Source organism: Vibrio aquimaris (assembly GCF_009363415.1).
In the GTDB taxonomy this organism is placed as follows: Bacteria; Pseudomonadota; Gammaproteobacteria; order Enterobacterales; family Vibrionaceae; genus Vibrio; species Vibrio aquimaris.
Window position 1 is genome coordinate 1532374 of record NZ_CP045350.1, and the last position, 25509, is coordinate 1557882.

Annotated in this window: 24 protein-coding genes; 18 read left to right on the forward strand and 6 right to left on the reverse strand. The window is 40.2% G+C overall.

Annotation, left to right across the window (positions count from 1 at the left end):
• Positions 1 to 166 precede the first annotated feature (166 nt).
• From FIV01_RS07105 to rmf, 8 genes are all read left to right on the forward strand, one after another.
• Positions 167 to 5008 carry an NAD-glutamate dehydrogenase gene (locus tag FIV01_RS07105; RefSeq protein WP_152430379.1) on the forward strand — a complete coding sequence of 1614 codons (4842 nt, stop codon included), beginning with the start codon at positions 167 to 169 and terminating at the stop codon, positions 5006 to 5008.
• Positions 5009 to 5091: 83 nt separating this feature from the next.
• A complete protein-coding gene (pyrD, locus tag FIV01_RS07110; protein ID WP_152430380.1) occupies positions 5092 to 6102 on the forward strand; it encodes a quinone-dependent dihydroorotate dehydrogenase in 1011 nt (336 codons plus the stop codon).
• A 178-nt stretch (positions 6103 to 6280) separates the two neighbouring features.
• Complete coding sequence (locus tag FIV01_RS07115) at positions 6281 to 6832, forward strand: cell division protein ZapC (protein WP_152431680.1); 552 nt, start codon at positions 6281 to 6283, stop codon at positions 6830 to 6832.
• Positions 6833 to 7336: 504 nt separating this feature from the next.
• Positions 7337 to 9460 (forward strand): bifunctional 23S rRNA (guanine(2069)-N(7))-methyltransferase RlmK/23S rRNA (guanine(2445)-N(2))-methyltransferase RlmL, encoded by a 2124-nt coding sequence (gene rlmKL, locus FIV01_RS07120; protein ID WP_152430381.1) that lies wholly within the window; start codon positions 7337 to 7339, stop codon positions 9458 to 9460.
• Between the two features lie 10 nt (positions 9461 to 9470).
• Positions 9471 to 9713: a glutaredoxin family protein gene (locus FIV01_RS07125; RefSeq protein ID WP_152431681.1), complete on the forward strand. Its 243-nt coding sequence runs from the start codon at positions 9471 to 9473 to the stop codon at positions 9711 to 9713.
• A complete protein-coding gene (locus FIV01_RS07130) occupies positions 9691 to 11610 on the forward strand; it encodes an ABC transporter ATP-binding protein (RefSeq protein WP_152430382.1) in 1920 nt (639 codons plus the stop codon). The genes FIV01_RS07125 and FIV01_RS07130 overlap by 23 nt, the downstream gene beginning before the upstream one ends.
• Before the next feature lie 6 nt (positions 11611 to 11616).
• Positions 11617 to 13239 carry a DUF3466 family protein gene (locus FIV01_RS07135; protein WP_152430383.1) on the forward strand — a complete coding sequence of 541 codons (1623 nt, stop codon included), beginning with the start codon at positions 11617 to 11619 and terminating at the stop codon, positions 13237 to 13239.
• Positions 13240 to 13401: 162 nt separating this feature from the next.
• Complete coding sequence (gene rmf / locus FIV01_RS07140; protein ID WP_114785731.1) at positions 13402 to 13575, forward strand: ribosome modulation factor; 174 nt, start codon at positions 13402 to 13404, stop codon at positions 13573 to 13575.
• A gap of 72 nt (positions 13576 to 13647) precedes the next feature.
• Here the strand turns inward: rmf and fabA are convergent, their stop codons facing one another.
• Both fabA and FIV01_RS07150 read right to left on the reverse strand, forming a co-directional pair.
• On the reverse strand, positions 13648 to 14166 hold the full coding sequence (gene fabA, locus FIV01_RS07145; protein WP_114785839.1) for a bifunctional 3-hydroxydecanoyl-ACP dehydratase/trans-2-decenoyl-ACP isomerase: 519 nt from the start codon (positions 14164 to 14166) through the stop codon (positions 13648 to 13650).
• Between the two features lie 91 nt (positions 14167 to 14257).
• Positions 14258 to 15901: a S16 family serine protease gene (locus tag FIV01_RS07150; protein WP_152430384.1), complete on the reverse strand. Its 1644-nt coding sequence runs from the start codon at positions 15899 to 15901 to the stop codon at positions 14258 to 14260.
• A gap of 168 nt (positions 15902 to 16069) precedes the next feature.
• Between FIV01_RS07150 and matP the strand changes: the two genes are divergently transcribed.
• Together matP and FIV01_RS07160 are read left to right on the forward strand one after the other, a co-directional pair.
• Positions 16070 to 16516, forward strand: coding sequence for a macrodomain Ter protein MatP (gene matP, locus FIV01_RS07155; RefSeq protein ID WP_152430385.1), 447 nt, complete (start codon positions 16070 to 16072; stop codon positions 16514 to 16516).
• A 10-nt stretch (positions 16517 to 16526) separates the two neighbouring features.
• Positions 16527 to 16838 carry a DUF3634 family protein gene (locus tag FIV01_RS07160; protein ID WP_152430386.1) on the forward strand — a complete coding sequence of 104 codons (312 nt, stop codon included), beginning with the start codon at positions 16527 to 16529 and terminating at the stop codon, positions 16836 to 16838.
• A gap of 103 nt (positions 16839 to 16941) precedes the next feature.
• Here the strand turns inward: FIV01_RS07160 and FIV01_RS07165 are convergent, their stop codons facing one another.
• A complete protein-coding gene (locus FIV01_RS07165) occupies positions 16942 to 17124 on the reverse strand; it encodes a hypothetical protein (protein ID WP_114785727.1) in 183 nt (60 codons plus the stop codon).
• Positions 17125 to 17719: 595 nt separating this feature from the next.
• Here FIV01_RS07165 and FIV01_RS07170 point away from each other — a divergent pair.
• Together FIV01_RS07170 and FIV01_RS07175 are read left to right on the forward strand one after the other, a co-directional pair.
• Complete coding sequence (locus tag FIV01_RS07170) at positions 17720 to 18493, forward strand: substrate-binding periplasmic protein (RefSeq protein WP_152430387.1); 774 nt, start codon at positions 17720 to 17722, stop codon at positions 18491 to 18493.
• 80 nt (positions 18494 to 18573) lie between these two features.
• Positions 18574 to 18888 carry a hypothetical protein gene (locus tag FIV01_RS07175; RefSeq protein WP_152430388.1) on the forward strand — a complete coding sequence of 105 codons (315 nt, stop codon included), beginning with the start codon at positions 18574 to 18576 and terminating at the stop codon, positions 18886 to 18888.
• A gap of 11 nt (positions 18889 to 18899) precedes the next feature.
• On the opposite strand, the gene FIV01_RS07180 is transcribed toward FIV01_RS07175, so the two are convergent.
• Positions 18900 to 19232 carry a hypothetical protein gene (locus FIV01_RS07180; RefSeq protein ID WP_152430389.1) on the reverse strand — a complete coding sequence of 111 codons (333 nt, stop codon included), beginning with the start codon at positions 19230 to 19232 and terminating at the stop codon, positions 18900 to 18902.
• A gap of 239 nt (positions 19233 to 19471) precedes the next feature.
• Here FIV01_RS07180 and FIV01_RS07185 point away from each other — a divergent pair, with 239 nt between their 5' ends.
• A complete protein-coding gene (locus FIV01_RS07185; RefSeq protein WP_152430390.1) occupies positions 19472 to 20479 on the forward strand; it encodes a substrate-binding domain-containing protein in 1008 nt (335 codons plus the stop codon).
• Positions 20480 to 20491: 12 nt separating this feature from the next.
• Here the strand turns inward: FIV01_RS07185 and FIV01_RS07190 are convergent, their stop codons facing one another.
• Positions 20492 to 21031, reverse strand: coding sequence for a DUF2726 domain-containing protein (locus FIV01_RS07190; protein ID WP_152430391.1), 540 nt, complete (start codon positions 21029 to 21031; stop codon positions 20492 to 20494).
• Positions 21032 to 21288: 257 nt separating this feature from the next.
• Between FIV01_RS07190 and FIV01_RS07195 the strand changes: the two genes are divergently transcribed.
• From FIV01_RS07195 to FIV01_RS07215, 5 genes are all read left to right on the forward strand, one after another.
• Positions 21289 to 21816: a Dabb family protein gene (locus FIV01_RS07195; protein ID WP_152430392.1), complete on the forward strand. Its 528-nt coding sequence runs from the start codon at positions 21289 to 21291 to the stop codon at positions 21814 to 21816.
• 480 nt (positions 21817 to 22296) lie between these two features.
• Positions 22297 to 22749: a DUF302 domain-containing protein gene (locus FIV01_RS07200; protein WP_152430393.1), complete on the forward strand. Its 453-nt coding sequence runs from the start codon at positions 22297 to 22299 to the stop codon at positions 22747 to 22749.
• Positions 22750 to 22931: 182 nt separating this feature from the next.
• The gene (locus FIV01_RS07205) at positions 22932 to 23450 is read left to right on the forward strand and encodes a hypothetical protein (RefSeq protein ID WP_152430394.1); all 519 of its coding nucleotides are present in this window, start codon (positions 22932 to 22934) and stop codon (positions 23448 to 23450) included.
• 158 nt (positions 23451 to 23608) lie between these two features.
• On the forward strand, positions 23609 to 24100 hold the full coding sequence (locus tag FIV01_RS07210) for a hypothetical protein (protein ID WP_152430395.1): 492 nt from the start codon (positions 23609 to 23611) through the stop codon (positions 24098 to 24100).
• Between the two features lie 316 nt (positions 24101 to 24416).
• Entirely contained in the window at positions 24417 to 24788 is a 372-nt protein-coding gene (locus FIV01_RS07215; protein ID WP_152430396.1) for a hypothetical protein, read from the forward strand.
• A gap of 262 nt (positions 24789 to 25050) precedes the next feature.
• On the opposite strand, the gene FIV01_RS07220 is transcribed toward FIV01_RS07215, so the two are convergent.
• On the reverse strand, positions 25051 to 25275 hold the full coding sequence (locus FIV01_RS07220) for a hypothetical protein (RefSeq protein WP_246210435.1): 225 nt from the start codon (positions 25273 to 25275) through the stop codon (positions 25051 to 25053).
• Positions 25276 to 25509 lie beyond the last annotated feature (234 nt).

The window sequence follows — 25509 nt, forward strand, 5'->3', positions numbered from 1 at the left end:
AAATAGAACCTTAGTCACATTATCAAACATTTCACCTCCTACCACTCTTAAAAGAATTAACCATTTATCAATAAAGCTTTTACAATAAAGCGGCATTACCCGTGTTAAGCACTATGCTTACAACAGCCCTCAAAAATATATAAAATTCTAATTGTGGAGTGTGATTATGACCGCGCGTGAAACTTTGATGCCGGTTCTGCTTGAAAAGGTCTACAAACTGATTCAAGACAAACTCGAGCTTGCTCATCAACCCCTTGTCACTCAACTTGCTCAGCATTTATTTAGCAATATTTCGCATGACGACCTCGTCGAAAGGAATGAATCTGATCTGTATGGTGCGATTATTAGCCTTTGGCATCATATCAATGAAAAGAAAGCCGACGAAGTCTCTGTACGAGTGTTTAACCCAACTGTAAGTCGTCAAGGATGGCAATCCACCCACACTATTGTTGAAATTGTTGTGCCAGACACACCTTTCTTAGTAGATTCCGTGAAAATGGCATTGAGCCGACTGGATTTGGCTTCTCATTTAATGCTTCATGGCCCAACGCAGATTGAGCGAAGTAAAGCAGGTGATATTACTGCGATTAACCAAGGGAAAGGAACGCTTCAGTCCTTGTTCCATATGGAAGTCGATAGATTAAGCTCAAAAGAAACCATGACCTCGCTACGCGAAGAATTGGAAAAAATCATTACAGATACTTCACTAGTCGTTCATGACTGGTTACTCATGGTTGAAAAGCTTGAAGAGGTAACCAATCAGGTTGAGGCTAATAAGGATTTTGTGAAGATAGAGCGTGACCGGTATGAAGAAACAGTGAAGTTTCTTCGCTGGTTAGGTGATCACAATTTTACATTTATGGGCTACAAAGAATACGATTTAGTCAATGTAGATGGTGATACAGAGTTAAGGCCGACAGCTGACAAAGGATTAGGGCTATTCGCCAACACTAAACGTGTGCGTAGCGTTAAGCTATCAGATTTCCCAGACTCTGCGCGTCTGGAAGCCCAAAAGCCATTCTTGCTGATAATGACAAAAGGTAACACTCCATCACGTATCCACCGTCCAGCCTATACCGATTATATTGGTATCAAGAAATTCGATAAGAATGGAAAGGTTATTGGTGAACATAGGTTCACAGGGCTGTATACATCAGCCGTGTATAACCAAAGTGTTGAAAGCATACCTCTTATCAGAGAAAAAGTTGAACGCATTCTCGCTTCAAGTGGGTATCGCGAAGGATCCTATGCATTTAAAGCACTACACAATATCCTAGAAAATTATCCACGCGATGAATTGTTGCAGGCTCATGAAGATGACTTGTTAGAAGTTGGTATGGGCGTCGTGCAGATGCAAGACCGTGATATGCTACGACTTTTCATACGCAAAGACCCATTTGGTCGCTTCTTTAGTTGTATGGTTTATGTTACTAAAGATCGTTACAATACTGAACTTAGACGTCAAACACAACAGATCCTCCAGCAGTACTTTGGCTGTGATAATGAAGTAGAATTCACTACCTACTTCTCCGAGAGCCCATTGGCTCGGACGCATTACATTGTCCGTGTTGATAACAACAACATGGATGTCGACGTGAAAATGATTGAGCGAAACCTGATGGAAGCATCTTCAACTTGGGACGATCGTCTCTCTGACGCTATTGTGGCAAACTTTGGTGAAAGTAAAGGTCTTCCTCTTGCAAAAGAGTATTTGCACGCATTTCCTCGTTCATACAAAGAAGACGTTATGCCGGGATCTGCTGTGGCAGACATTGAGCGTATTGAAGCACTGAGTGATGAAAACCGCTTAGGGATGCTATTCTACCGTCCACAAGAACTGGCTTCAGATTCAAAATCAGTTCGGCTGAAACTGTATCATCGTGATGAGCCGATACACCTGTCAGACGTAATGCCGATGCTTGAAAACCTTGGCTTACGCGTGATAGGTGAATCCCCTTATGAAGTACGCAAGGCTGATGGTCATGTGTACTGGATTCTTGATTTTTCTATGCTCCATAAGAGCGAGAAAACCGTCGATCTGCGTGAAGCCAGAGATCGTTTCCAGCAAGCGTTTGCAGCTATTTGGGCCGGAGATCTTGAAAGCGATGGCTTCAATAGACTTGTTTTGGGAGCATCACTAACGGGAAGAGAAATTTCTATTCTTCGAGCCTATGCTAGGTATATGCGCCAGGTTGGCTTCCCATTCAGCCAACACTACATTGAGGAAACTCTGAGTCATTACCCTGAATTGGCACGAGGCTTGGTAGCTCTGTTTACCAAGCGGTTTGATCCCAAATATAAGGGTAGTCAGAAAGGTCAAACAGAGCTGATCAACTCAATGACAGAACAGCTGGATCATGTAGAAAGCCTAGATGACGACCGTATCATTCGTCGTTATATGGAGATGATCACGGCTACGTTACGAACTAACTACTATCAACTTGACGTTAACAAACAACCTAAGCCATGGCTTTCATTGAAAATGAAGCCGAGTGAAATTCCGGAGATCCCTCAACCCGTTCCTGCGTTTGAAATATTTGTTTACGCACCTGATATTGAGGGTGTTCACTTAAGAGGTGGTAAGGTTGCCCGTGGTGGCTTGAGATGGTCGGATCGTCAAGAAGATTTCCGCACGGAAATTTTAGGGTTAGTTAAGGCGCAGCAGGTTAAAAATACCGTCATTGTACCCGTTGGCGCCAAAGGTGGGTTTGTCTGTAAACGACAGCATAATCTGAGTGGTAGAGATGAAATCTTCGCTGAAGGCCAACGTTGTTACAAGCGGTTCATTCGAGCGCTCCTAGATGTATCAGATAACATTATCGAAGGGGAAGTTATTCCACCGAAGAGTGTTGTACGTCATGATGAAGATGACCCATACCTCGTTGTTGCGGCAGATAAGGGGACAGCTACTTTCTCTGATTTAGCAAACTCAGTGTCTGAAGAATATAACTTTTGGCTTGGTGATGCTTTTGCGTCGGGTGGTTCTAATGGGTATGACCACAAAGCTATGGGTATCACAGCTAAAGGTGGCTGGGAGTCGGTAAAACGTCATTTCAGAGAAATGGGTATTGACTGCCAGTCTACAGATTTCACTGCAATTGGTGTTGGTGACATGGCTGGTGATGTTTTTGGTAATGGTATGTTGTTGTCAAAACACATTCGTTTACAAGCTGCGTTTAACCACCTGCACATATTTATCGATCCAAATCCTGATTCAGCAAAAAGCTGGAAAGAAAGAGATCGTTTATTTAAGTTACCGCGTTCTAGCTGGGAAGATTACAACACCAAGCTTATTTCAAAAGGTGGGGGTATTTTCTCTCGTCGGGCTAAGTCCATTACTCTCACGCCAGAAATTCAGAAAATGATTGGGACCAAGAAAACATCACTGCCGCCAAATGACTTAATTAAAAAGCTTCTGAAAATGGAAGTGGACCTATTATGGAATGGTGGTATCGGTACTTACGTTAAGTCCGTGAATGAGACTCATACAGATGTAGGCGATCGTGCAAATGACGTTTTACGTATTGATGGTCGAGATCTGAGAGCTAAAGTAGTCGGTGAAGGCGGCAACTTGGGTATGACGCAGCTAGGCCGAGTTGAGTATGCGCTTACTGGCGGCCGTGTAAACACCGATTTCGTCGATAATGTTGGCGGAGTGGATTGCTCAGATAACGAAGTCAACATTAAAATCTTCCTCAATGGACTCGTGGCAAATGGTGACCTGACTGTTAAACAACGCAATAAGATTCTAGAATCGATGGAAGATGAAGTAGGTGAAATTGTATTAGATGATGCCTATTGTCAATCTGAATCGATATCAGTAACAGAACAGCGTGGTACAGGCCTTGTCAAAGAACAAATCCGCTTTATTCATGATATGGAAAAAGCAGGCCATTTGGATCGTGCACTGGAATATATTCCTGATGATGAGACTCTTCTCGAGAGAGAGAAGTTAGGCCAAGCACTCACTCGCCCCGAGCTTGCAGTTCTTGTTGCCTACGGAAAGATGGTTCTTAAAGAAGACTTGGTGCATGATGATATCGCTAATGATGACTATCATGCTCAGCAGCTGGTCAATTATTTCCCTACAGAGTTACGCCGTAACTATATCAAGCAAATGGATAATCATCCATTAAGAGCAGAGATCATCGCGACAGCCCTTGCTAACCAGATGGTTAACGAAATGGGTTGTAACTATGTAACTCGTATGCAAGAGGAAACAGGAGCGCATATTGTCGATATTGCTAATGCATACGCTGCTTGTCGTGAAATATTTGGTTTAGATAAGGTGTTAACTTCACTACGTGCTCTCGACAACAAGGCTTCAACAGATGCTCAGTACGATATGATGTTCTATGTACGCAGAACAATGAGACGATTGTCACGTTGGGTGTTGCGTAATAGAACGGGGCGCCAATGTGTTAAAGCACTCGTTGAGTTGTACCAAGGTGATGTAGACATTATCAATGCTAAGTTGGATGATATTCTTGTTCCAGCGGAAGTTGAAGAACATAAGCAGATGGCTCAATCATGGATTGATCAAGGTATTACACCTGATATAGCTATCTACGTATCTCGCTTATCTAGCTTATATTCGGTTTTTGATATCTCTACTGTCGCTCGAGAGACTGGTATCTCGGTTGAACAAGTTGCCAAGCTTTACTTCCATTTAGGTGACAGGTTGTCATTGCATTGGTTCCTAAACCAAATCAATGCTCAAGCTGTTGATAATAATTGGCAGGCACTTGCGCGTGCAGCCTTTAGAGAAGATTTAGATTGGCAGCAAAGACAGCTTACGGGGCAGGTTCTAAATTGCCACTGTGCGCCAAAAGATCTCGATGTGATGAAAGCTCTCGATGACTGGATTTCGACAAACGAAGTATCCTTGCACCGATGGGAAAATATTCTCAATGAGTTCAAAGTAGGTTCAGTGCATGAATTTGCGAAGTTCTCAGTTGCTCTGCGAGAGCTTATGCTTCTCAACTTAAATTGCGCGGCCAACGAGTGACAAACATATTTCGTTGAATTATGCGGTAAAACAGTAAATAATATAGCCCCGTTTGTACGGGGCTTTTTTCTATCGGAGGCACAATGCTTTACCGTCTAGCCAGAGCTGGCTTTTTTCAACTTGATGCCGAAAAGGCACATGATCTCGCAATCGAAAACTTCAAACGTTTTACAGGTACACCTCTCGATTTATTTTATCGTCAACAATTACCCAACCGTCCAGTCGAATGTATGGGGATTTCATTTCGCAATCCCGTGGGCCTGGCTGCAGGCTTAGATAAAGATGGTGAATGCATCGAAGCTTTTGATGCCATGGGATTTGGATTTGTTGAAGTTGGTACTGTCACACCTAGACCTCAATCAGGCAATGATAAGCCGCGCCTTTTTCGCTTAGTTGAAGCAGAAGGAATTATCAATCGAATGGGTTTTAACAACCAGGGAGTCGATAACCTAGTTGAGAATGTGAAGAAGGCAAACTTTAGCTGTGTCCTTGGGATAAACATAGGAAAAAATAAAGATACACCAATAGAGAAGGGTGCTGAGGACTACCTACTTTGTATGGAAAAGGTATATCAATATGCTGGATATATAGCGGTCAATATTTCTTCTCCCAATACTCCAGAGTTACGTTCACTTCAATATGGTGAAGCTCTAGATGATCTTTTATCTGAACTAAAACTAAAACAGTCACAACTTGCGGAAAAACATCACAAATACGTGCCATTAGCACTTAAAATTGCTCCTGATTTGAGTGACGACGAAGTAACGCAGATATGTGATTCTCTAATCAAAAATAATATTGATGGAGTGATTGCAACGAATACAACTCTTGATCGCAGTATTGTTGAGGGAATGAAACATGCTAGTGAGGTAGGGGGACTAAGTGGTCGTCCTGTTCAACTAAGAAGTACAGAGGTTGTTCGTCTTTTACATCAGAAACTTAAAGATCAAATCCCCGTAATTGGAGTAGGTGGTATTGATTCGTATGTTGCGGCGAAAGAAAAAATGATGGCGGGTGCACAGCTAGTCCAAGTGTATTCTGGATTTATCTACCATGGACCTAGTCTTGTTCGTGACATAGTGAAAAATTTATAGAAGATACGATGTGACGCTGTCACATTAAAGTCAAGAATTTTTAACTCGTCTTTTATAGAGGAAATGACATGTCATTTCCTCTTTTTTTTCAATAGATAGTACATAAAATTTAATCAGCAGTACTTAGAGTAAGCGACAGCACACTTAAGAAGATTGAATTTTACACGAGATGAGTATGATGCTTAAACCGAGCGATAAATGGACTTGGTACTATGATGATGCAGAGCAACACCTAATGCTCGACTTAGGCGACGACATTATATTCAGAACAAATCTGTCAAAAAAATTGGTCGTGGACTGTGCAATTGGTATTAATGAATTCTCAGTTGATGATGCCTCTGCCTTCCAAACATATAGAGAGCAAATCTCTCTTCTTAACCTTTCTGAACCTAGGCAAGCAGAACTAGCGTTATACTGTGTTGCAGCCAAACGTTTTCATAAGCCCGTTCAACCGAAAAGTTGGTTTTTTAATCCAGTAACTGATTGCGGTTATACACCTGAAGAAGGTGATTTTGTAAAGCTATCAAACTCTCATAGTGAAGGCTACTTTATCGTTTTGGAAGTAGGGGATAATGCTAGCCTATGCTCGCTAGTTTGCCAGAATAACTTTGCCTTAGACGGTATGAAGTCGCTCAAATTCGGTCAAGCAATTAAAGTAATGCACGATCGAATGTCAGCAGCAAACCATATTGTATCTCAGACTATACACTCCATCGCTCTAGTAAGTTAACTTTTTCGTTCCTTTTGTTTTATTTCTGGTCGGCCTATTGCCGACATTTTTTAATTCAAGATCACAATTGCGGTGAGTTACACTTAAAATAATCACTAATTTTGTTAGCAAAAAACCTTTCATCAGTCTCGTTTTTCGTTCAAAAAACCTAAATAATTCCTCAATTAGTGCAATTTAGTTACTAAGTTACAACTTGATCTTAATCTGGTATATACCAAAATCATCCAGAATAAGTATTCACTATCACTATGAAGACTATTTTTGCGTAACAGGTCGAGGGACAGAAAGTCGTGGTTGAAAGCAAATAACAAACCCTGCTTCAACTCTAGGTTTTTGCGGTGTAATACACTCGAATTTAGCTGAACGCGCAGATTATGTGAGAAAATTTATGAGTAAGTTTCACGCGATCAGCGGTTTCATTATAATATTTGAACGGAATTGGCTAACTATATAAGCGCTATACAGGTATAATCGTCCGTTAGTTATCATTTACCTAAGAACACTATGCATCAATATCTTGCGGTCACGTCCAATGGTCTAGAAAACTTGTTAGTTGAAGAATTAAGTAGGCTAGGCATAGAGAACGCTAAGCCAGTACAAGCTGGAGTGAAATTTAAAGCTTCTAACGAACAAATTTATCGCTGCTGTTTATGGAGCCGCTTAGCTTCTCGTTTTGTTCGCATACTCTCAGAGTTTACCTGTAATGACGATATGGATTTGTATCTCGCTAGTTCAGCAGTCAATTGGGTGAAACAATTCAGTAGTTCAAACAAGTTTATCGTTGATTTTAAAGGAACTAACCGAGAGATTCGCAATAGCCAGTATGGTGCGATGAAAGTAAAAGATGCGATAGTTGACATGTTTGGTAAAAAAGACCTGCCAAGACCCTCGATCAGCAAAGATCGACCAGATCTTAGGGTTCATTTGCGTCTCCATAAAGATAAAGCACTGCTTGGAATCGATATGGTTGGCGGCGGTCTTCATCAAAGAGGTTATCGAACTGAATCAGGTAAGGCGCCTTTAAGAGAAACGCTTGCGTCAGCGATTATTTTGCGTTCTGGTTGGGACATGAAAACACCACTGTTAGACCCGATGTGTGGCTCAGGCACAATTGTCATTGAGGCAGCGATGATGGCAGCAAATATAGCGCCGGGAATCAAACGCGAGAAGTTCAGCTTTGAAGTGTTGGAAGATTTTGAGCCAGACGTTTGGATGCAAGTAAAAGCAGAAGCCTCTGTTCAAGCGAGAAAAGGTGTCAATAAATTTGACGCCAAAATCTATGGTTATGATAATGACCCGCGTGTAATTCAAACTGCCAAAGATAATGCGCGCAGGGCGAGCGTTGAGTCTCTTATTTGTTTCGAGGTGGGAGATGCAGCTGAGCTGAAGCGACCAATGGATTTCAGTTCTGGTACGATTGTCTCTAACCCTCCTTACGGCGAAAGACTCGGTACTCATCCTGATTTGATTGCGCTTTATACCGCCTTTGGGAATCAACTGAAATCAGAGTTTAAAGGTTGCAGCGCTTCAATTTTTTCTAGTTCTGACGAGTTGCTTAGCTGTTTGCGTATGAGAGCAGACAAACAATACAAGCTTAATAATGGGTCATTACCTTGTCAGCAAAAGAATTACCATATTTCTGACAAAGAGCGCTTAATCGATGGTGACACTGTAACTGATATGGTTGTTGCTCCTGATTTTGCCAATCGTTTGAAGAAAAATATCGGTAAGATTGCAAAGTGGGCCAAGAAAGAGCAACTCGATTGCTACCGAATTTATGATGCAGATCTTCCGGAATACAACGTAGCGATTGATGTATACCTAGACCATCTAGTGATACAGGAGTACGCTGCACCCAAAAATGTTCCCGAGGAAAAAGCGAAGCGTCGATTGACTGATATTATACGTGCTTCAATTCAAGTAACTGGGACTCAGGCTAACAAGGTCATTTTAAAAGTAAGAGAAAAGCAGAAAGGGCGCTCCCAGTACCAAAAGCTGTCTCAACAATCACAGACCATGAATGTTTTTGAATACGGAGTTAATCTGATTGTCAATTTGCACGACTATCTAGATACAGGTTTGTTCCTAGACCACAAGTTAACTCGCAGAAAAATTGGCCAATGGGCGTCGGGCAAAGATTTTCTAAATTTGTTTTCGTATACCGGTTCTGCCACTGTTCATGCTGCTTGCGGCGGGGCTAAGTCTACAACAACGGTAGATATGTCGAACACATACTTAGAATGGGCTCAGGAGAACATGCGATTGAACGGTCAAGTAGGACGCCAGCATAAATATGAACAGGCTGATTGTTTACAGTGGCTAGAGAATTCAAGTTCTCAGTTTGATTTGATTTTTATTGATCCACCGACATTTTCAAACTCTAAACGAATGCAGCAAACGTTCGATGTTCAGCGTGATCATATTCAGCTAATGACAAACCTCAAGCGACTCTTGCGTCCTGAAGGAATGATTATTTTTTCTAACAACAAACGTCAGTTTAAAATGGATATAGATGCAATAAGAGAGCTAAGGCTGGAAGCAAAGAATATTTCTTCACAAACTTTGCCGCTCGACTTTGCTCGTAATAAGCATATACACAACTGCTGGGTAATTTCGCACAGTGACTAACAGGACTTCAATCATTACCTTATATAGCACAGAAGGTTGCCACCTTTGTGAAATGGCACTCGCGCTCTGCCAACAACTAGGAGTAGATCATTTGATTCGCATCATCGATATTGCGACCAACGATGAACTATTTTTACGTTACGGCGTCACAATACCAGTGCTAAGTATCGATGATAGAGAGCTTGAATGGCCATTCGACGTACAACAACTACAACTATGGTTAGAGAATAATGGCATTACTTACCATAAATAATGGGCTATTAGCTTACGGCGATCACCCTCTGCTTGATAAAGCTGACTTTTCACTTCAAGAAAATGAACGCGTATGTTTAGTGGGCAGAAACGGGGCAGGAAAGTCGACGTTAATGAAGGTATTGGCGGGAGAAGTCACTCTCGACGATGGTAAACTGACGATTACACAAGATGTCACTGTTTCACGTTTAGAACAAGATCCACCTCGTAATCAAGAAAGTACGGTTTTTGACTTTGTAGCCGGTGGGCTATCAGAAGCTGGAGAACAGCTTAAGATCTATCAAGATCTGCTCGATCTAGTGGCCAACGAGCCTACAAATAAAAATATTAATAAACTTTCTCGGGTACAAGAGCAACTGGAGCACTCGGGAGCTTGGCGTTTTGAAGACCGTATCAAAAATGTATTAGGCGCCCTTCAGCTAGACGGTCATGTTAACCTGACTGACTTGTCAGGTGGTTGGCAGCGTAAGGCTGCACTAGCAAGAGCGTTGGTTTGTGACCCAGATGTATTACTACTAGATGAGCCAACTAACCACCTTGATGTAACGACAATTGAGTGGCTTGAAACATTTCTTAAAGATTTTCGTGGTTCTATTATCTTTATTTCGCACGATCGCGCTTTTATTCAGTCTATGGCAACCCGAATCGTTGATCTGGACCGAGGGCAACTTGCGTCATTTCCTGGTGATTACGACAATTATCTTGTTGAAAAAGAAGAAATGCTACGTGTAGAAGAGATGCAAAATGCAGAATTCGATAAAAAACTAGCACAAGAAGAAGTTTGGATTCGACAAGGTATCAAAGCACGTAGGACCCGAAATGAAGGTAGGGTGAGGGCGCTCAAAAAGCTTCGCGAAGAGCGTAAAGACAGACGAGATGTTCAGGGTAAAGCGCAAATCCAAATAGATGATGCCTCTCGCTCCGGTAAGATTGTTTTCGAGGCCGAAAACCTTTGCTTTGGTATTGATGGGAAATCTATAGTTAACAATTTTTCCTTCAATATCATGCGTGGTGATCGTATTGCACTTATTGGTCCAAACGGTTGTGGTAAAAGTACCTTGCTCAAACTTTTGTTAGGGAATTTAAAACCTGACTCTGGTCGGTTGCATTGCGGTACAAAATTAGAAGTGGCCTACTTTGATCAATATAGAGAAGTTTTAGATCCTGAAAAATCTGTCATCGACAACTTGGCCGATGGTAAACAAGAAGTCATGGTTGGTGGACGTCAGCGACATGCATTAAGTTATCTTCAAGATTTTCTTTTTGCACCTAAGAGAGCGAGAACACCCGTTAAAGCTTTGTCAGGGGGGGAAAAAAATCGCCTACTGCTTGCTCGTATCCTATTGAAATCTAATAATTTGCTAATATTGGATGAGCCGACCAACGATCTCGATATTGAAACATTGGAACTTTTAGAGGATTTACTTGCCAATTATCAGGGTACATTGCTTTTGGTTAGCCATGATCGTCAATTTGTGGACAACACAGTAATGACCAGCTGGATTTTTGAAGGTGAGGGAAAGATAGAAGAATTTGTAGGTGGTTACCACGACGCGCAGCAGCAAAGAGATCAAAGCCGCAAAGTGCGCAGCAGTGCGCAAATATCGGTTCCTACTATAACAGACCGAGATCAATCTGCTAAAACAAAACCAGTATCAAGTAAGCCTAAGAAGTTATCTTATAAACTTCAGCGCGAGCTTGAAGAGCTACCAGCAAAATTGGAACAGCTAGAAGCTGACATAGAGTTAACCCAAGAGAAGGTCAATTCTCCAGAGTTTTTCTCAAAGCCAATTGATGAAACACAACCTATTTTAGATTCGCTTGCTGCTTTAGAGCAGGAGCTTGAAATTGCTTTTGAACGTTGGGAAGCGTTAGAAGCAATGCAACAGGAAAGTTAATACCAAATGAGCAAGACTATTTTTAAGCTGTCATCTGTTACTCTAGCCCTACTAGGCTCTTTTTCCGTTAATGCTGCCATTTATGACATATACGGCTATCAGCCAGTAAAAAATGGTAATGCAAAAACTTATGGCGTAGCTATTGAGCCAGGCACAGCAAACTGTTGGAGTGGCACAAACTGCTCTCAGGCTTCTTATGAAATAGCCTTTGAAGAAAAGTTGTACAATGAAGGCTTTGCGTATCGAGACGAGGTGCCATTTCGCTATAACCTAGGATACGACCTGATAGATAATGATGGTTTATCTATTTATGATGGTTTTAAAAGCTATTGTAATAGTTTTCTAGGTTACAATGACGCAGGATGTTCGAGGTGGGCAGATGAAGAGTACAACAAAGGCTATGCCCAAGAAAATAGTGATACTTCGTTTGCATACATAGAAAGCTCAGCTAACCAAATAGAAGATAGTAAGTCTAATGTCATCATTAATAACTTCACTGATAGTAACGATGTTATTGGCACTTACTATGGAGGGGAGTTAAGAAACAGGACAGTTGCTTTCTCAGGCAATGTCTCGCCCACACTTACTGCCTCAAGTGTCACTTATGATCAAAATAAAGTTTGGGCTAAAACATCAAGTGGATCAAACGATATACTGGTAGGTAGTGTAAGTAAGCAATCGACTAATACACTCGATTATACTTCTTATGCTGCTATCTGGAGAGATGATGGTTCCAGCGCTGAGATAGTAGATTGGCAAACAGATGCAGCGGAACAAGACCGAAGAACTCCTCATGGAAGTGCAAGAGATGTTGCCGTTGTGGGAAGCGAAACATACGCGGTGGGCTATAACTCAGATTCAGAGGAAAGACCTGTTGCTAGCGTATTTAATGTAAACAGAGCCACCTTAAAAGCAACATCATCAATTATCAGTAGATATTCATCTACCAGTTATTTAAACTCGCTTCTAACTTCAATTAATAGTAATGGTTATGCTATTGGCGAAGCTAAATATGCAACACCTATTAATGGTGCTTACGCTAATAGCTTGTTCTATATCACTGATCCGGCAAACCCTAACGGTAGTTTTAATGAATTTTCAGGCCCAATATTTTTCTCCGGTGCTAATGGAAAGGCAGGAGCGATCAATAACAATGATGAAGCTGTTGGTGCAATTGACTATCAAACACATGCCGAAGTGAATGGGGATCAGGGCAAGCAGAGAGGCCAGAGAGCCTTTATTGCTCCTTTAAATTCCTCAAATACGAAAGCACCTTTGAATGGGAGAGCTTGGTATCTGGATGACCTAGTTAATGATGGAAACACTAATTCCACTAACAACCAGTTTAGAGTCATTGACGCGACTGACATTAATGATGCCGGTGTAATTTCTGGTACAGCATACTATTGTGAGGGTGGCTATGACACGCTTTACTTAGATTCTAAGTGTAATGGCTCTACACAAGGAGCTGAGAAAATTGTTGCAGTTAAGTTAGTTCCGATTCAAAACTCAACGGCTTCAAATATCCAAGAGAGAGGTTTAGAGCCTGTCTCAATAGACCGTAAAGGTGGTTCATTAGGTTGGTTTGCTTTAGTAGTCATTGGGTTACTCGGGTTCCGTAGAAAGTAAACAAAATTTCCTTCTTAGGCACAGGTTCAAGTTTTTGGATCTGTGCTTTTTTACACCTTGAGAAAGGCGGAAATTTGAGCGATTCTTAAGTGTGGGGTAATAAAAACTCCACAAAAAGTTAATAGTAGTACGTTAGAAAACGATATGTATGAGGACGACACTATGAAGAGACAAAAGCGTGACCGCATGGAGAGGGCTCAATCACAAGGGTATAAAGCTGGTCTAAATGGCCGCTCTACGGACTCATGTCCATACCAACAGATGGATGCTCGCTCTCATTGGCTTGGTGGTTGGCGCGATGCCAGGGAAGATAGACACTCTGGTCTCTACAAATAAAATTACACAATCCACATACGAAATAAAGCCCCAATTATTGGGGCTTTTATTGTTCTTAACTTAAACGATCTTTTAAAAAGAAGAGGTGTCTTGGAAGAGTCCAACTTTTAGGTCTTTAGCAACATATATCTCTTTACCGTCAACAAGAACACGCCCATCAGCAAGGCCCATAACTAATTTACGGTTAACGACTCTTTTCATATGAATTTCGTAGGTGACTTTCTTTGCTGTTGGCAGAATCTGCCCAGTAAATTTAACTTCGCCGACACCTAGAGCTCGACCTTTGCCTTTACCACCAACCCATCCAAGGAAAAAGCCAACCAATTGCCACATTGCATCTAAACCCAAACAGCCAGGCATTACAGGGTCACCTGGAAAGTGGCAATCAAAAAACCAAAGGTCTGGAGTAATATCAAGCTCTGCCAGAATTAAGCCTTTACCGAAGTCACCTTCAGTTTCAGACATTTTAGTTACGCGGTCCATCATCAGCATATTAGGTGCTGGTAACTGTGGGTAGCCTGGGCCAAAAAGTTCACCTTGACTAGAGGCTAGTAGGTCATCACGGTTATAAGAATCACGTTTGTTTTGCATCATCAATCACTCCAAATTTTGATAGCTGCATCTTAGTGAACAGGTGTACGCTAAACAACTCCGATCAGTATGAATACGAACAATGTTTGCTCTAAACGAACCAGTTTTTGATGCGTTCCACAATTCCTAGTGGATGTTCATGTTTTTCATAGGTTTCTATACGTTGGGCTATCTTATGAATGACGCTCGATTCATCATCACCACGAAAAGGTTTGCCCATAATAATTGGTATCGTCTCATCTACAGTCTCAACTGACCAGATGTGAAACTCGTTACTTTTAATGCTAGCAACAACTTCTTTATTTAATGCGAGGTGTTTCAAGTTAGTTTGGGGAATAATAACACCCTGTTTACCCGTAAAGCCTTGGTGTTTACAAACTCGGTAAAAGCCTTCAATTTTTTCATTGAGTCCACCTACTGCTTGAACCCGCCCAAACTGATCAACAGCACCGGTCACCGCAATCTGTTGATTAATGGGATACTCAGATAGGGCACTAACAAAAGAACATAACTCTGCCAATGTTGCACTATCGCCATCTACTTCACAGTATGATTGTTCAAAGACGACAGAAGCAGAGTAGGGAAGTGGCTCTTCGAGCTTTAAAGCACTTGAGACAAAAGCCTGCATTATCATCATGCCTTTCGCGTGGAGGTTTCCTCCAAGTTCTGCTTTACGCTCAACGTCAGAGATGTCTCCATCCCCAAAATGTATTACACAGGATATTCGAGCGGGTTCTCCATATGATAAAGGGTGTCCTGATACATCAATTACCGTGAGTCCATTGACCTGACCAACGCACTCACCCTGAGTTTCAATGATCACTTGTCCGTCTAAAATATCAGAGAGTGCTCTCTCTGGTAGATATGACTCTCTTTGATACTTAGATTCAATGGCTTTATCGATCGCCCTCTCATCGATAATTACACCATTAGTATTTAAACGGGCTTCTTGAAAAATAGATAAATACCACAATGGCTCTATCGGCATATAACGTTGATCTTCGCTATATCGTGCTCCTGCAACCATTAACCTATGTATTGCTTCAGAAGAAAGCGAGGGTAGATCAAACTCTTTAACCAAGGATGATAAATAGCCTAGGTATTGCTTTATAGATTGCTTGGTCACTGCAATGTCATGTTCTATTTCTGTATAATTAGCGATGCCACGATAAAGATCTTCATCTAAGAAATCCAAATCAGCGATTTGGTCGCGATTGCCGACGACGATGAGTTTTAGTGAACAAGAATGTACAGGAATTTGGCTAGCAATATGTTTAGGGGTGACAGAAACAGGGCTGAATGTCTGGCCCAGGAAAATAGATTTAAAAATCGGCCAACTAGTTGGATTCGCTAGCAAGGTATTTGCAGATATTATGAGAAAACCATCATTCGCTTTTTCAATCAACCCTTGAGTTTTACCTGTAATTTCACCAGTTTCGTTGCAGGAATACGTACCTAGTAAATCACTTATATTGATACTTTCTGTGCTGAGAACAGGTTTATCAACCAGACTTGATAAACACCTTTGAATGCTGGTGCGATAAAAAGCATTGTCGGGAGAATTAACAATCAGAATTCGGTTAAAGCCTTGTGTCACCGCAACTGTCGAAAGGGCTTGTTTAAGACGTGGCTGTATATCTAGGAAATTGACTTCGGGTAAACTTTCAAAATTGGAGATTACGTCATCAAACTCTGTATATTGCGGTGTAACTGCTTTCCAGCTTTCTTGATTCATCTGCGCTATTCATCTTCTTGGTAAGGCTCCGAATTATATAAAAAACCACTCGGGATTACACTGCAAATTTATCTAATGATCTAAGTCGATTAATTCTATAATTGATATTGTAACTCTCAAAGAGCTGAGTTACACTGTAACTATAGTTGAAGTGGAACTAACATAACCATGAAATACCAACAACTTGAAAATTTAGAATGTGGCTGGAAATGGAACTATCTGATCAGCAAATGGAAAAATGGAGAGTCCATTACCCGCCATATCGATTCTAGCCAAGCTATTGCGGCAGTAAACGACCTACAAAAGATCGAGTCAGACCCAACAAAAGTACTTCAATGGGTTGAACAACATTTATCCGAAGAATTGGATAACAAGCTCAAGCAAGCAATACGCGCGAAACGCAAGCGTCACTTTAACGCTGAGCAAGTGCATACTAAGAAAAAGTCGATAGATCTTGATTATCGTGTGTGGGAAAAATTATCTAACCGCGCTAACGAACTTGGTTGTACCTTGTCTGATGCCATTGAATATTTATTGTCTGAAGCATCAAGAAGTGAGAAGGCAAGTAAAGCGGTAAATAGTTTAAAAGAGGATTTAAGTAAACTGTTAGACTAAGGGAGACGACATGTTATATGTGATTTTGGCTGCTGCAATACTGGTTTTTTGGCTCGTTGCAGTAGACCGGCCTGTACTACTTATTCACTTTAAATCGGGACAGATATCTAAACAGAAAGGACATTTCCCCGCAACGTTCAGACATAATGTTATGGATATCGCCAAGCGTACTCCATTTGATGGTGAAGTAAAGGTTTATCAACAAAGAAGCGGGACAAAGCTTGTGTTTTCAAAACACATACCGAAAGCCACACAGCAAAGAATTAGAAACGTATTTCCACATCAAAGCTTTCTCTCGAAAGGAAAGCGGCACTCACACTGATTAATCTACTTTTATTGACCACACCCAGATCTTATGGTATCCGCATTAGTGGTCTGTTAGCGGCCATTTATTTAGCGGTCGCTAACGGCTTGGTCATTTAATGTTATGACTCAATAACTATGTCTGAATCCTCAGTTGTAAACAAATGGGCTTTGTTTTGCTTAATTAGCTGAGCAGCATATGAAGGTGTTACAGCGTGTAAGTCGCCTTTAGCTCTCAAAGTATATGCTTCCCATGCTTGATCTCGATATTTTCCAGTCTGAGTATATTGAATAAGTACTTTCATCTCGACCTCTCTTGTCAACCAGTAGTGAACCTATTGTTAACAATACTGCTATAAATCGTTAAACACACCTGCTAAAACTGCAACCTAAGATTAACTATGGTTACAGACTTAGTGGCACGAGAATCGCACCCACATTACAGATTTTGATGTTTTGACAAGGCTACCTCTGTCGACATACAAAGTTATATTTGATCACAGTTACAATTTTTAAATGACTGATTTTATGAGCTAACCACCACTCTAAAACCCATGAACATAAATATTAAGTTAAAAAAACACAACAAAACATACAAAAAGAAAACACTTAAATACTCGATTATACATAACCAGAGCTAATAATTAGCAGCTCATCACATTCATGGTAAATCTATGTTTCATAATGCGAAAATTTTGTTAACTTGTTCACGCTTTGGGTGTTATCCCAAGCCTTACGTTTGCTGTTTCGGGTAACAGGCCGGCTCTTCTCGAGCCGGTTCTTTTTATTTTACCTTTATAAAAAGTGGTATGTTGCAATAGGTATAATAAATGGTACTAACTAGTATGGCTAAACTTTTCTATGCTTTGGTAGAGTATTATACAAACGAAAATAGTGAGTATGACGCGTTTAACTTCGAATCTATGCATGTCTGTGTTTCTGATCCTTTCTGTCGAGGTATGGTCTGCATCTCTGAGATTGGCCTATTCCGATATTGAATCTTACCCATTCCAATTGGGTAATGGGACGGATATAGCCCAACCTCCCGGACTTGCTCTTGATGTCCTTAACCATGTGGGTAAAATCTTAAATCTTGATATTGAGTATGTTCGTCTGCCTGGCAAGCGGGTATTAGAGGAGGTTTCTGTTGGAAACGTAGATGGTGGGTTTATCTTTTCCTATAACACTCAACGTGCTCAATATGCTCGTTACCCAATGAAAGAGGATAAGCCGGATAGCACAAAGCGTATTGCCACGATTGGATATTATTTCTATACATTGGAAGGGCAAGCTGTAGATTGGGATGGAGAACACTTTGCTCAATCTAATTATAAAATTGGTGCACATCTTGGGTATTCAATAGTGAAAGATTTGCAGAATAAACAGCTCAAAGTTCATGAAGTAAAAACAACTGAACAGCTGTTCAATATGCTAAAACTCGGGCGACTGCCTGTTATCGCTGTACAAGATACTATGGCTCAACAATTTCTTTCAGTTCAGGGGATCACGAATATAGAGCAAGTTACTCCAGCGATAAAAACGAAAGACTATTTTTTAGTATTAAGCGAACAATTTCTAGAAGCTAATCCTCAAACAGCGAAAGACATATGGGACCAGATAGCAGTAGTACGAGACAATATTGTAAAGCAAGCAGGGCCCAATTATTTTAACTGACTTACGAACTCGGAACTATTACGACTATTCACCTCACGCAGTAAGATTTGATACTTGGATGATGTAAAAAAGGAAAATACATGAAAGCCAACGTTATTATGAGTACAACTCTATCGCTATGTATTGCTTTTTCTTCAATAGCCTCTAACAACCCAAATATAGAATTTATCAGTAATGTGTCGTGTAAAATGGGCGGGTGTACTTTGGTCTGCGTAACCTCTGATGGGAAAAAAGATGTGAAAGCACGTGAGATAAATAATGCAGAAATCATTACTTATAAAAGCGGTACAGTCCAGCATAACTTGGTAATTGGATTTCAAAAAATGATCGTCACTTCTCCATCTGGCACAGAGTCTTGTTCGCTAAACAACATCGACAAGATAACAACACAATAAAGAGTGTTGGTTTATACATGAATCTTGGGTAGGGATGTTCCGGATTGAGTATCAATCATACCTTGTATTTCTTCGACAAAATATTTGTGCTCTTGATAAAAAGCCTCCCCACTGGTCACTGTTTGATTGACCGCGTCACAAACAAGATCTGGGTTAGAGCTAGGTAACAAAAAGCCTGCATTTTCTTGTCTAACTTCAACGAGCAAATCACCCAGTGCCATCAAGTTATTCAAGATAGTATCTTCATCTAGCCCATTATTACGCATAAAGTTTTCCCAAATCCAAATAATTAAGTGGTCTTCGCAAGCGATTGTCTTGCGACTTGGAGTGGTTTTTACGTTCATTCACATTTACCTTAAGCAGGGGCTAGGCATGAGTAAGCCAACCATATAGCGCTAAGAGTTGAGATATACTGGGACTTTATCAAAAGAATTGAATATCAAAAAGCAAACATTACGCATATTCACATTCATGACAATGCCCTGACATGCAGATTGATCTTAATTCCAAACCTCATTGTTTTGAACTAAGGTTTATATAGTTAATACAAACTTTATCTAACTAAATGACAAGGTTTAACATCATGCTTGGGATGAAATTTGCTGTTGTCTTATGTCTATCGTTGTTTATGGTCAAAGCGGTAGGAGCAAAACAATACAAGTTTGCTGTTGTCCCCAAAGAAGAAAATAACCCATTTTTCCAAGCTAGTAGAGAAGGGTGTGAAGCGGCAGCGAAAGAGTTGGGGAATGTGGAGTGTATTTTCCGCGGCCCCAAAGGTGTTGATGTTCGAAAACAAGACAAGATCATTACCGAACTTGTTGCAGAAGGAGTAGATGGTATTGCGATTGCTGTTGCTCAGTCAGCATTCATTCTAGATAACAGTATGAAAAAGGCACTCTCTGCTGGTATTCCAATCGTAACATATGACTCAGACTTTGAAACAGAGGCTGTTACACGCAATCCCAATTTAAGAGCTGCTTATATTGGCACTAACGATTTTGAACTCGGAAAAGCGTTAGGTGAAGCGTTGAAAGCTGAAATGCCAAATGGAGGTAACGTGATAGTTCAATCTGGTCGTTCTGACTCCCCCAATTTAAATCTGCGGGTTATGGGCGTTCGCTCCGCTTTATCTGGCAGGGAATACGAACATTCACCGGGCAAGCGCTTGATGGGAGATGGCGGTTGGACGGAGCCAACTAAACCACTTTACAATTTTGGTTCTTTTGAGCAGGCGTTGGAGGACCTAAAAAACGTACTCAACTCATATAAACAAAGAGATATCCATGCGGTTGTTGCGGTTGGTGGGTGGAGTCAGTTTCTAACGAATTACCGCAATGTTGTCGAGCCATACAAACAGGCTATAAGCGACAAAGAGATCATTATCATCACTGCAGATACCGCCGACGAGCAGTTAGTGTATTTAAAAGATGGACTCGCTCACGCAAATGTTGGTCAAAACCCTTTTGAAATGGGCAGACAAACGATACTCACTCTTTATAAGCTCGCCACCAAAAAACCAGTGGAAGAAATACGATATATTCCAATGACCTACTGTACTCAGAAAAACTACCAGACCTGTACTAAAAATTAACGAATCACTCCTTTAGCGCGTCGCAAACATTTTGTTAAGCATTGCGTGTTCACCATAGAGTACTTTCTCTATTTCATCATAGTCATATGATTTTTCGATACAGAAACGCTTTGTTGTTAAACCGGCAGTCTTTGCCGCTTTCTCTACATAGTTTTTTGTTTCATTACTCGTTTTTTTCTTATCATTGTCTAACTGTATGAGGGTCCGTATCTCTAATGTGATAGGGTCACAAAGCACAAAATCAACGTATTTCCGAGATAATTTATTGTAAGCTCTCTGCCTGTCACCACTACTATATAAGCCTTTTCTTGGCAACATCAAATCGCCCGCGCTGACTTTAGTAAAAATCACATCTCTACCTTTTACAACGATGGATAACGCGCGGTAAAACTCGAGCTCCTCCGGATTTGCAATTGATGTACGCGAGTCATATTGGTAAGTCATAGGCAGACTTGATTGAAAATCATCTATTGGGATTTGCTTAGTTCGGGTAACCAACGAAATGACAAGAATCACAGCTGCAACAAAGACAATAAGAATAAGTAAAAGCATGACTTCTATTCCCTAACTTAGTTTGAAACCTAATAAATGTGGTTATTTAAACACCTTTAGTTATGGTCACCAATACATTTATAACCCTAGTTGCGGTTATTAAATATCGCTCAAAATAAATCATACTTTTAATAAGGTTTTTATGGCTAGTTCTGAAGCAGTTTAACGAAATAAGAGTCTTTTTTATCTGCAGTGAAATTATTGATACGAACATCAGGTCACTTATGTCTCTATGTAATAAGTTGAGGAACACTCGAATGAAAAACACTTTGGCCATAACTATTTTGAGTACATTTTCTTTTTTCAGTCTCGCTCACACGATCTCTAATCAAGATGAATATGCAAGCAGCGCTAAAACCATTCCAGTAGAAAGTTATGCGAATGAAACTAAATCAGACTATATCGAGGGCACGACAAGGCACATCGTGCTTTTTGATCTAAAAGATGATGTAACACCAGCACAGACAAAAGAAATTATTGACCGCTTTCTTGCTTTGAAAAGCTCAAAGCGCGATGGCAAACCCTACATAAAAAACATTGAGGTAGGTACCGGAAACATAAGTAAAGAAGGGCAGGGAAAGGGTTATGACTTGTCATTTACTGTAAGCTTTGCGTCAAAAGGGGATCTCAACTACTACGTAGGCACACCTGCAATCTCTGACCCTAAATATTTTGATGCTAACCACCAAAAATTCAAGGACTTTGTCGGTCCGCTTTTAAAAATCGAAAAAAATCCCGATGGAAGTAAATATGTCGGAGTTTTGGTATTTGATTATCAACTATAGCACTAATGAATATAACATCATCAAGCTGAGAACGCAGCTTGATGATAAATTGCACTATATTTTTTAAATTTAGTTTCAGCACATGTTTAATCAGTGATCTTTATCCAAGTAGGCGATGGCATACATTTAGGGTGTAACTGTTTAATGATACTAGTGTCCTTAATATTTCATACCAATAAGAAAGTGAGGATGTATATCTATGAAATTACTCAAAATAATCGCCATCTCAGCATTGTTAATCAGTTCTTACTCTTTTGCTCAACATCCTACGAGTAAAGATGGAAGTGTCATTAGAAGTGAAACGACGTCGTTTGCTGCTGGCCCCTGGGATAGGATCAGTTAATTCGATTAAGCATAATAGAGCCAGAGAAATCTGGCTTTTGTGACTGAGTAGATTAGGTTGAAAATCGAGCATTGCGTCCAATTATAATTCAGGTAATGCTAAGAGTTCAAAGTAGAAACTATCTAGGGAGTTAATCTATGTTCAAAGTTGCAACTATCTTGTTAAGTGCCAGTTTGTGCTCACTTTCTGCATCTGCAGAAGACAGTATTATTAGACTGTCAAGCCAACATTCAGTGTCCAAAACAGCGGATCAATTTGTCACTACCATTCAAGAAAAAGGATTTAACGTTTTCGCCAGAGTGGACCATAAAGCTAATGCTGAAAAAGTAGGTATGGAGCTTCGACCTACACAAGTGGTTATTTTTGGTAACCCGAAAGTCGGCACAAAGCTTATGCAGTGCAGTCAAGAAGTCGCTATCGACCTTCCACAAAAAGCGCTCATTTATGAGGATAAACAAGGTAAAACTTGGATTGCCTATAACAACCCTATGTATTTGAAGGATCGTCATGGCATGAAAGGCTGTGACCAAGTTCTGGCAAAAATAAACGGCGTACTAAACAACCTGGCAAGCCAAGCAGCCAGTAACTAATTATGTGAAGTTGAATTAAAAGGCTAGTGAATGATTAGCCTTTAATTTATTTGAATTAGAGTTCAGATGTGAAAACTTGTGACATAAGATAAAATACAGATACTTTTATTGTTTTTTATATCAATATGACTAACCACGCTTCAGGAAGAAGCAATCCCAGTATAACGTATTGGAGTCGTGTTATGGTTAGCTCAATTAATTTAAACCCTCAACTGTCATTAGATCCTTCAAGCAGCAGCACAGAGTCTGTAGAAAGCCTACGCAATAATGTTGCATCAGTAAAGAACGTCGATATATCTAAAACTTCAAATCCTCATGTATGTATGAATGAAATAAGTGAAGAAAGAAGCTTCTCTTTCATTGTGATTGGTAGGGGTAATGGTGCCGATAATTTTGCGAGAAAAGAGCCTAGTCGACATCAACAACGCGTCGAGCGTGATGCAAAAGCCCGTGCCGCTGTTTTTGGCCAGAAAAAGGAAGAAAAGAAGGGGGCATTTGCTCAAACAAAAGCCTTGGCTCAACAGTCTGAGGATTATCAGAAGAAAAGAGCGGCTAAAGCAGCGGCTCGAAAGGCAGAAAAACAACCTCAGCAATCGTCTACGAGCAATAAACCTGGCGGAGTAGAGGGCGTATTTCAGAGCCTAGATAAAAATGGTAAGAAGTTGAATGACTTTGTTGGTGTTCTAAAGATGTTTAAATAAAGACTAGCCGGCACCTGGATAAAGCGAGAGTCGCAACATTTTTTGAATTTTTGACCGAGTTTCATGATTGAATCAAACCAATCATGTTTATTCACTTGTGTGTCAGAACTGCTTTTATATCATGATTCCAATAGATATTTTTAAGTGACAAACAGCTCATGAACAACCATATTCTCCCTATATACGCTAGCGATCATAGTACGATATCAAGCGATTCAGCTTCGGCAGAAAATCATCTGAATGCTGAAGTCATTCAACAAACTGAGAAGGATTTCGATCAGATAGACTTGATTCTGGCGTTAATGAATAGACTCGCCATGAATTCAAAGCAGATTATTTTGCTGCTTCTGCTAGTCAAGTTAAAAACCAGTATTATACTGACCATACTTAGCAACATTCCAAATGATCCCATTGTCTTGTCTCTACTAAAGGGGCTTAAAGAATTAGCTAAAAAGTTGGAGGCAATGACGCCTGAAGAAGGCTTTGAATTTGATTCTCAGATAACATTGGCAAGCCTAAACAGTTTTATTGAGAGCTGTCAGTCTAGAGCATTAACTGATAGAGAAGTAGACGAAATAAATTCAATTACTTTGCAACTAGAAGAACTGCAGAAAACGCTCAAGTATTGGTTGCAAGGGGTATCAACATAACAAAAGAGGCCGAGTTGTTAGTTTCGCGGAGCTAAAATTAAGCAATTATTCATGCAATACAGACCTTACTTATTGATAATACATGGATAATAACAAAGCTTAGTGACATCAGATAGTGTTGTTATAACTGTTTCATTGTGCAATATGTCCGTTTGATCGAATTGTGACATTCATTTAAGTTTGTATTTAGAAATACCCTGTTTGTTAACTATTATCATTGATTAACAATAGTTTTTGACATCGATTTAACACGTCTCGAATCTGTTTGTATATTCTGTTATTTGAAGCGTATCAATCTAATTAGTAGGAGAGTCAAATGACAAAGCTGGCAATTGCGATAGTATCATTACTATTGTCTGGTTTGGCTCTGGCACAAGACAGTGCACCTTATTATTTAGTTTCTTACCAAGTCTATCAAAATGACAAATTGCTTGTTGCACCAAAACTAACCTTGCTAAGCGACCGCGAGGGTACCTTTACTATTGGTTCTGACGCGGAGGAAATTGAAGTCACAACGAAGATCTCTGAAGTACAAGGTAACAAAAATACCTACCGTTTAGTCAGCAGCCTCGTGATTAATGAAGAGAAAGTTGTTCGTATACAGCAAAATATAGCCGCTGGAAATTCTTTCTCTTTCGAGGGTCCAAAGTACAAGATAATTGGCAAGTTCAACAGATCGAAGTCATGAACTACAAACGCCCATTATTGAGTTTGCCAAGACTTGGGCTATGTCGGCTGCTTAACTGCGTATTATGTATATTATGTTAAATAAATTATCCAATACTAAAGAGTGCATCTGCACTCCTCGTCTCTCTGCTTACAACATGTCTATTGCATTCAACATAATCTATTTACCATAAAATAGCTAATATCTAACTTATTCATCTGTGATGATTAAATTAGATATTAGCCTTAAAGATGGAATGTAGTTTGGACTTTGTTTTGGTCGCTCATAGCAAATACTGCAAACTGAGCACGTCGCCTAAGTCTACCAGCTCTACCGCAGGTAATGTGTCGTCTGTGAAGTTGAGAAGCTCTGCTTTGTTGTTTCGAAGCTCGCTTAGAATCATAATGCCAAAGCCCAAATTCATTGCCGCAATAATTCCGAACGAAAAAAGCAATTTTTTACCAATCGAAAGGTTTTTTGATATACATAAGTCACTTACCTTGTCCAAGTGCTTTTATCCTTCACGCAAGCACCTGAAGTGTACTCTTATACCCTAATGACGAATGGGAAAATTCCCCCACTCATTAATAACTAAACAACCAATAAGGATAAGCAAGGATAATGGGGATAGCGAATCTTATGCATATTTGCAGAGATAAATACGTGACAGCGTAACTATTGATTGAAACTGAGACACTCAAAAATATACATTTTTATTGACTTAACTCTGTGTAAATACTGA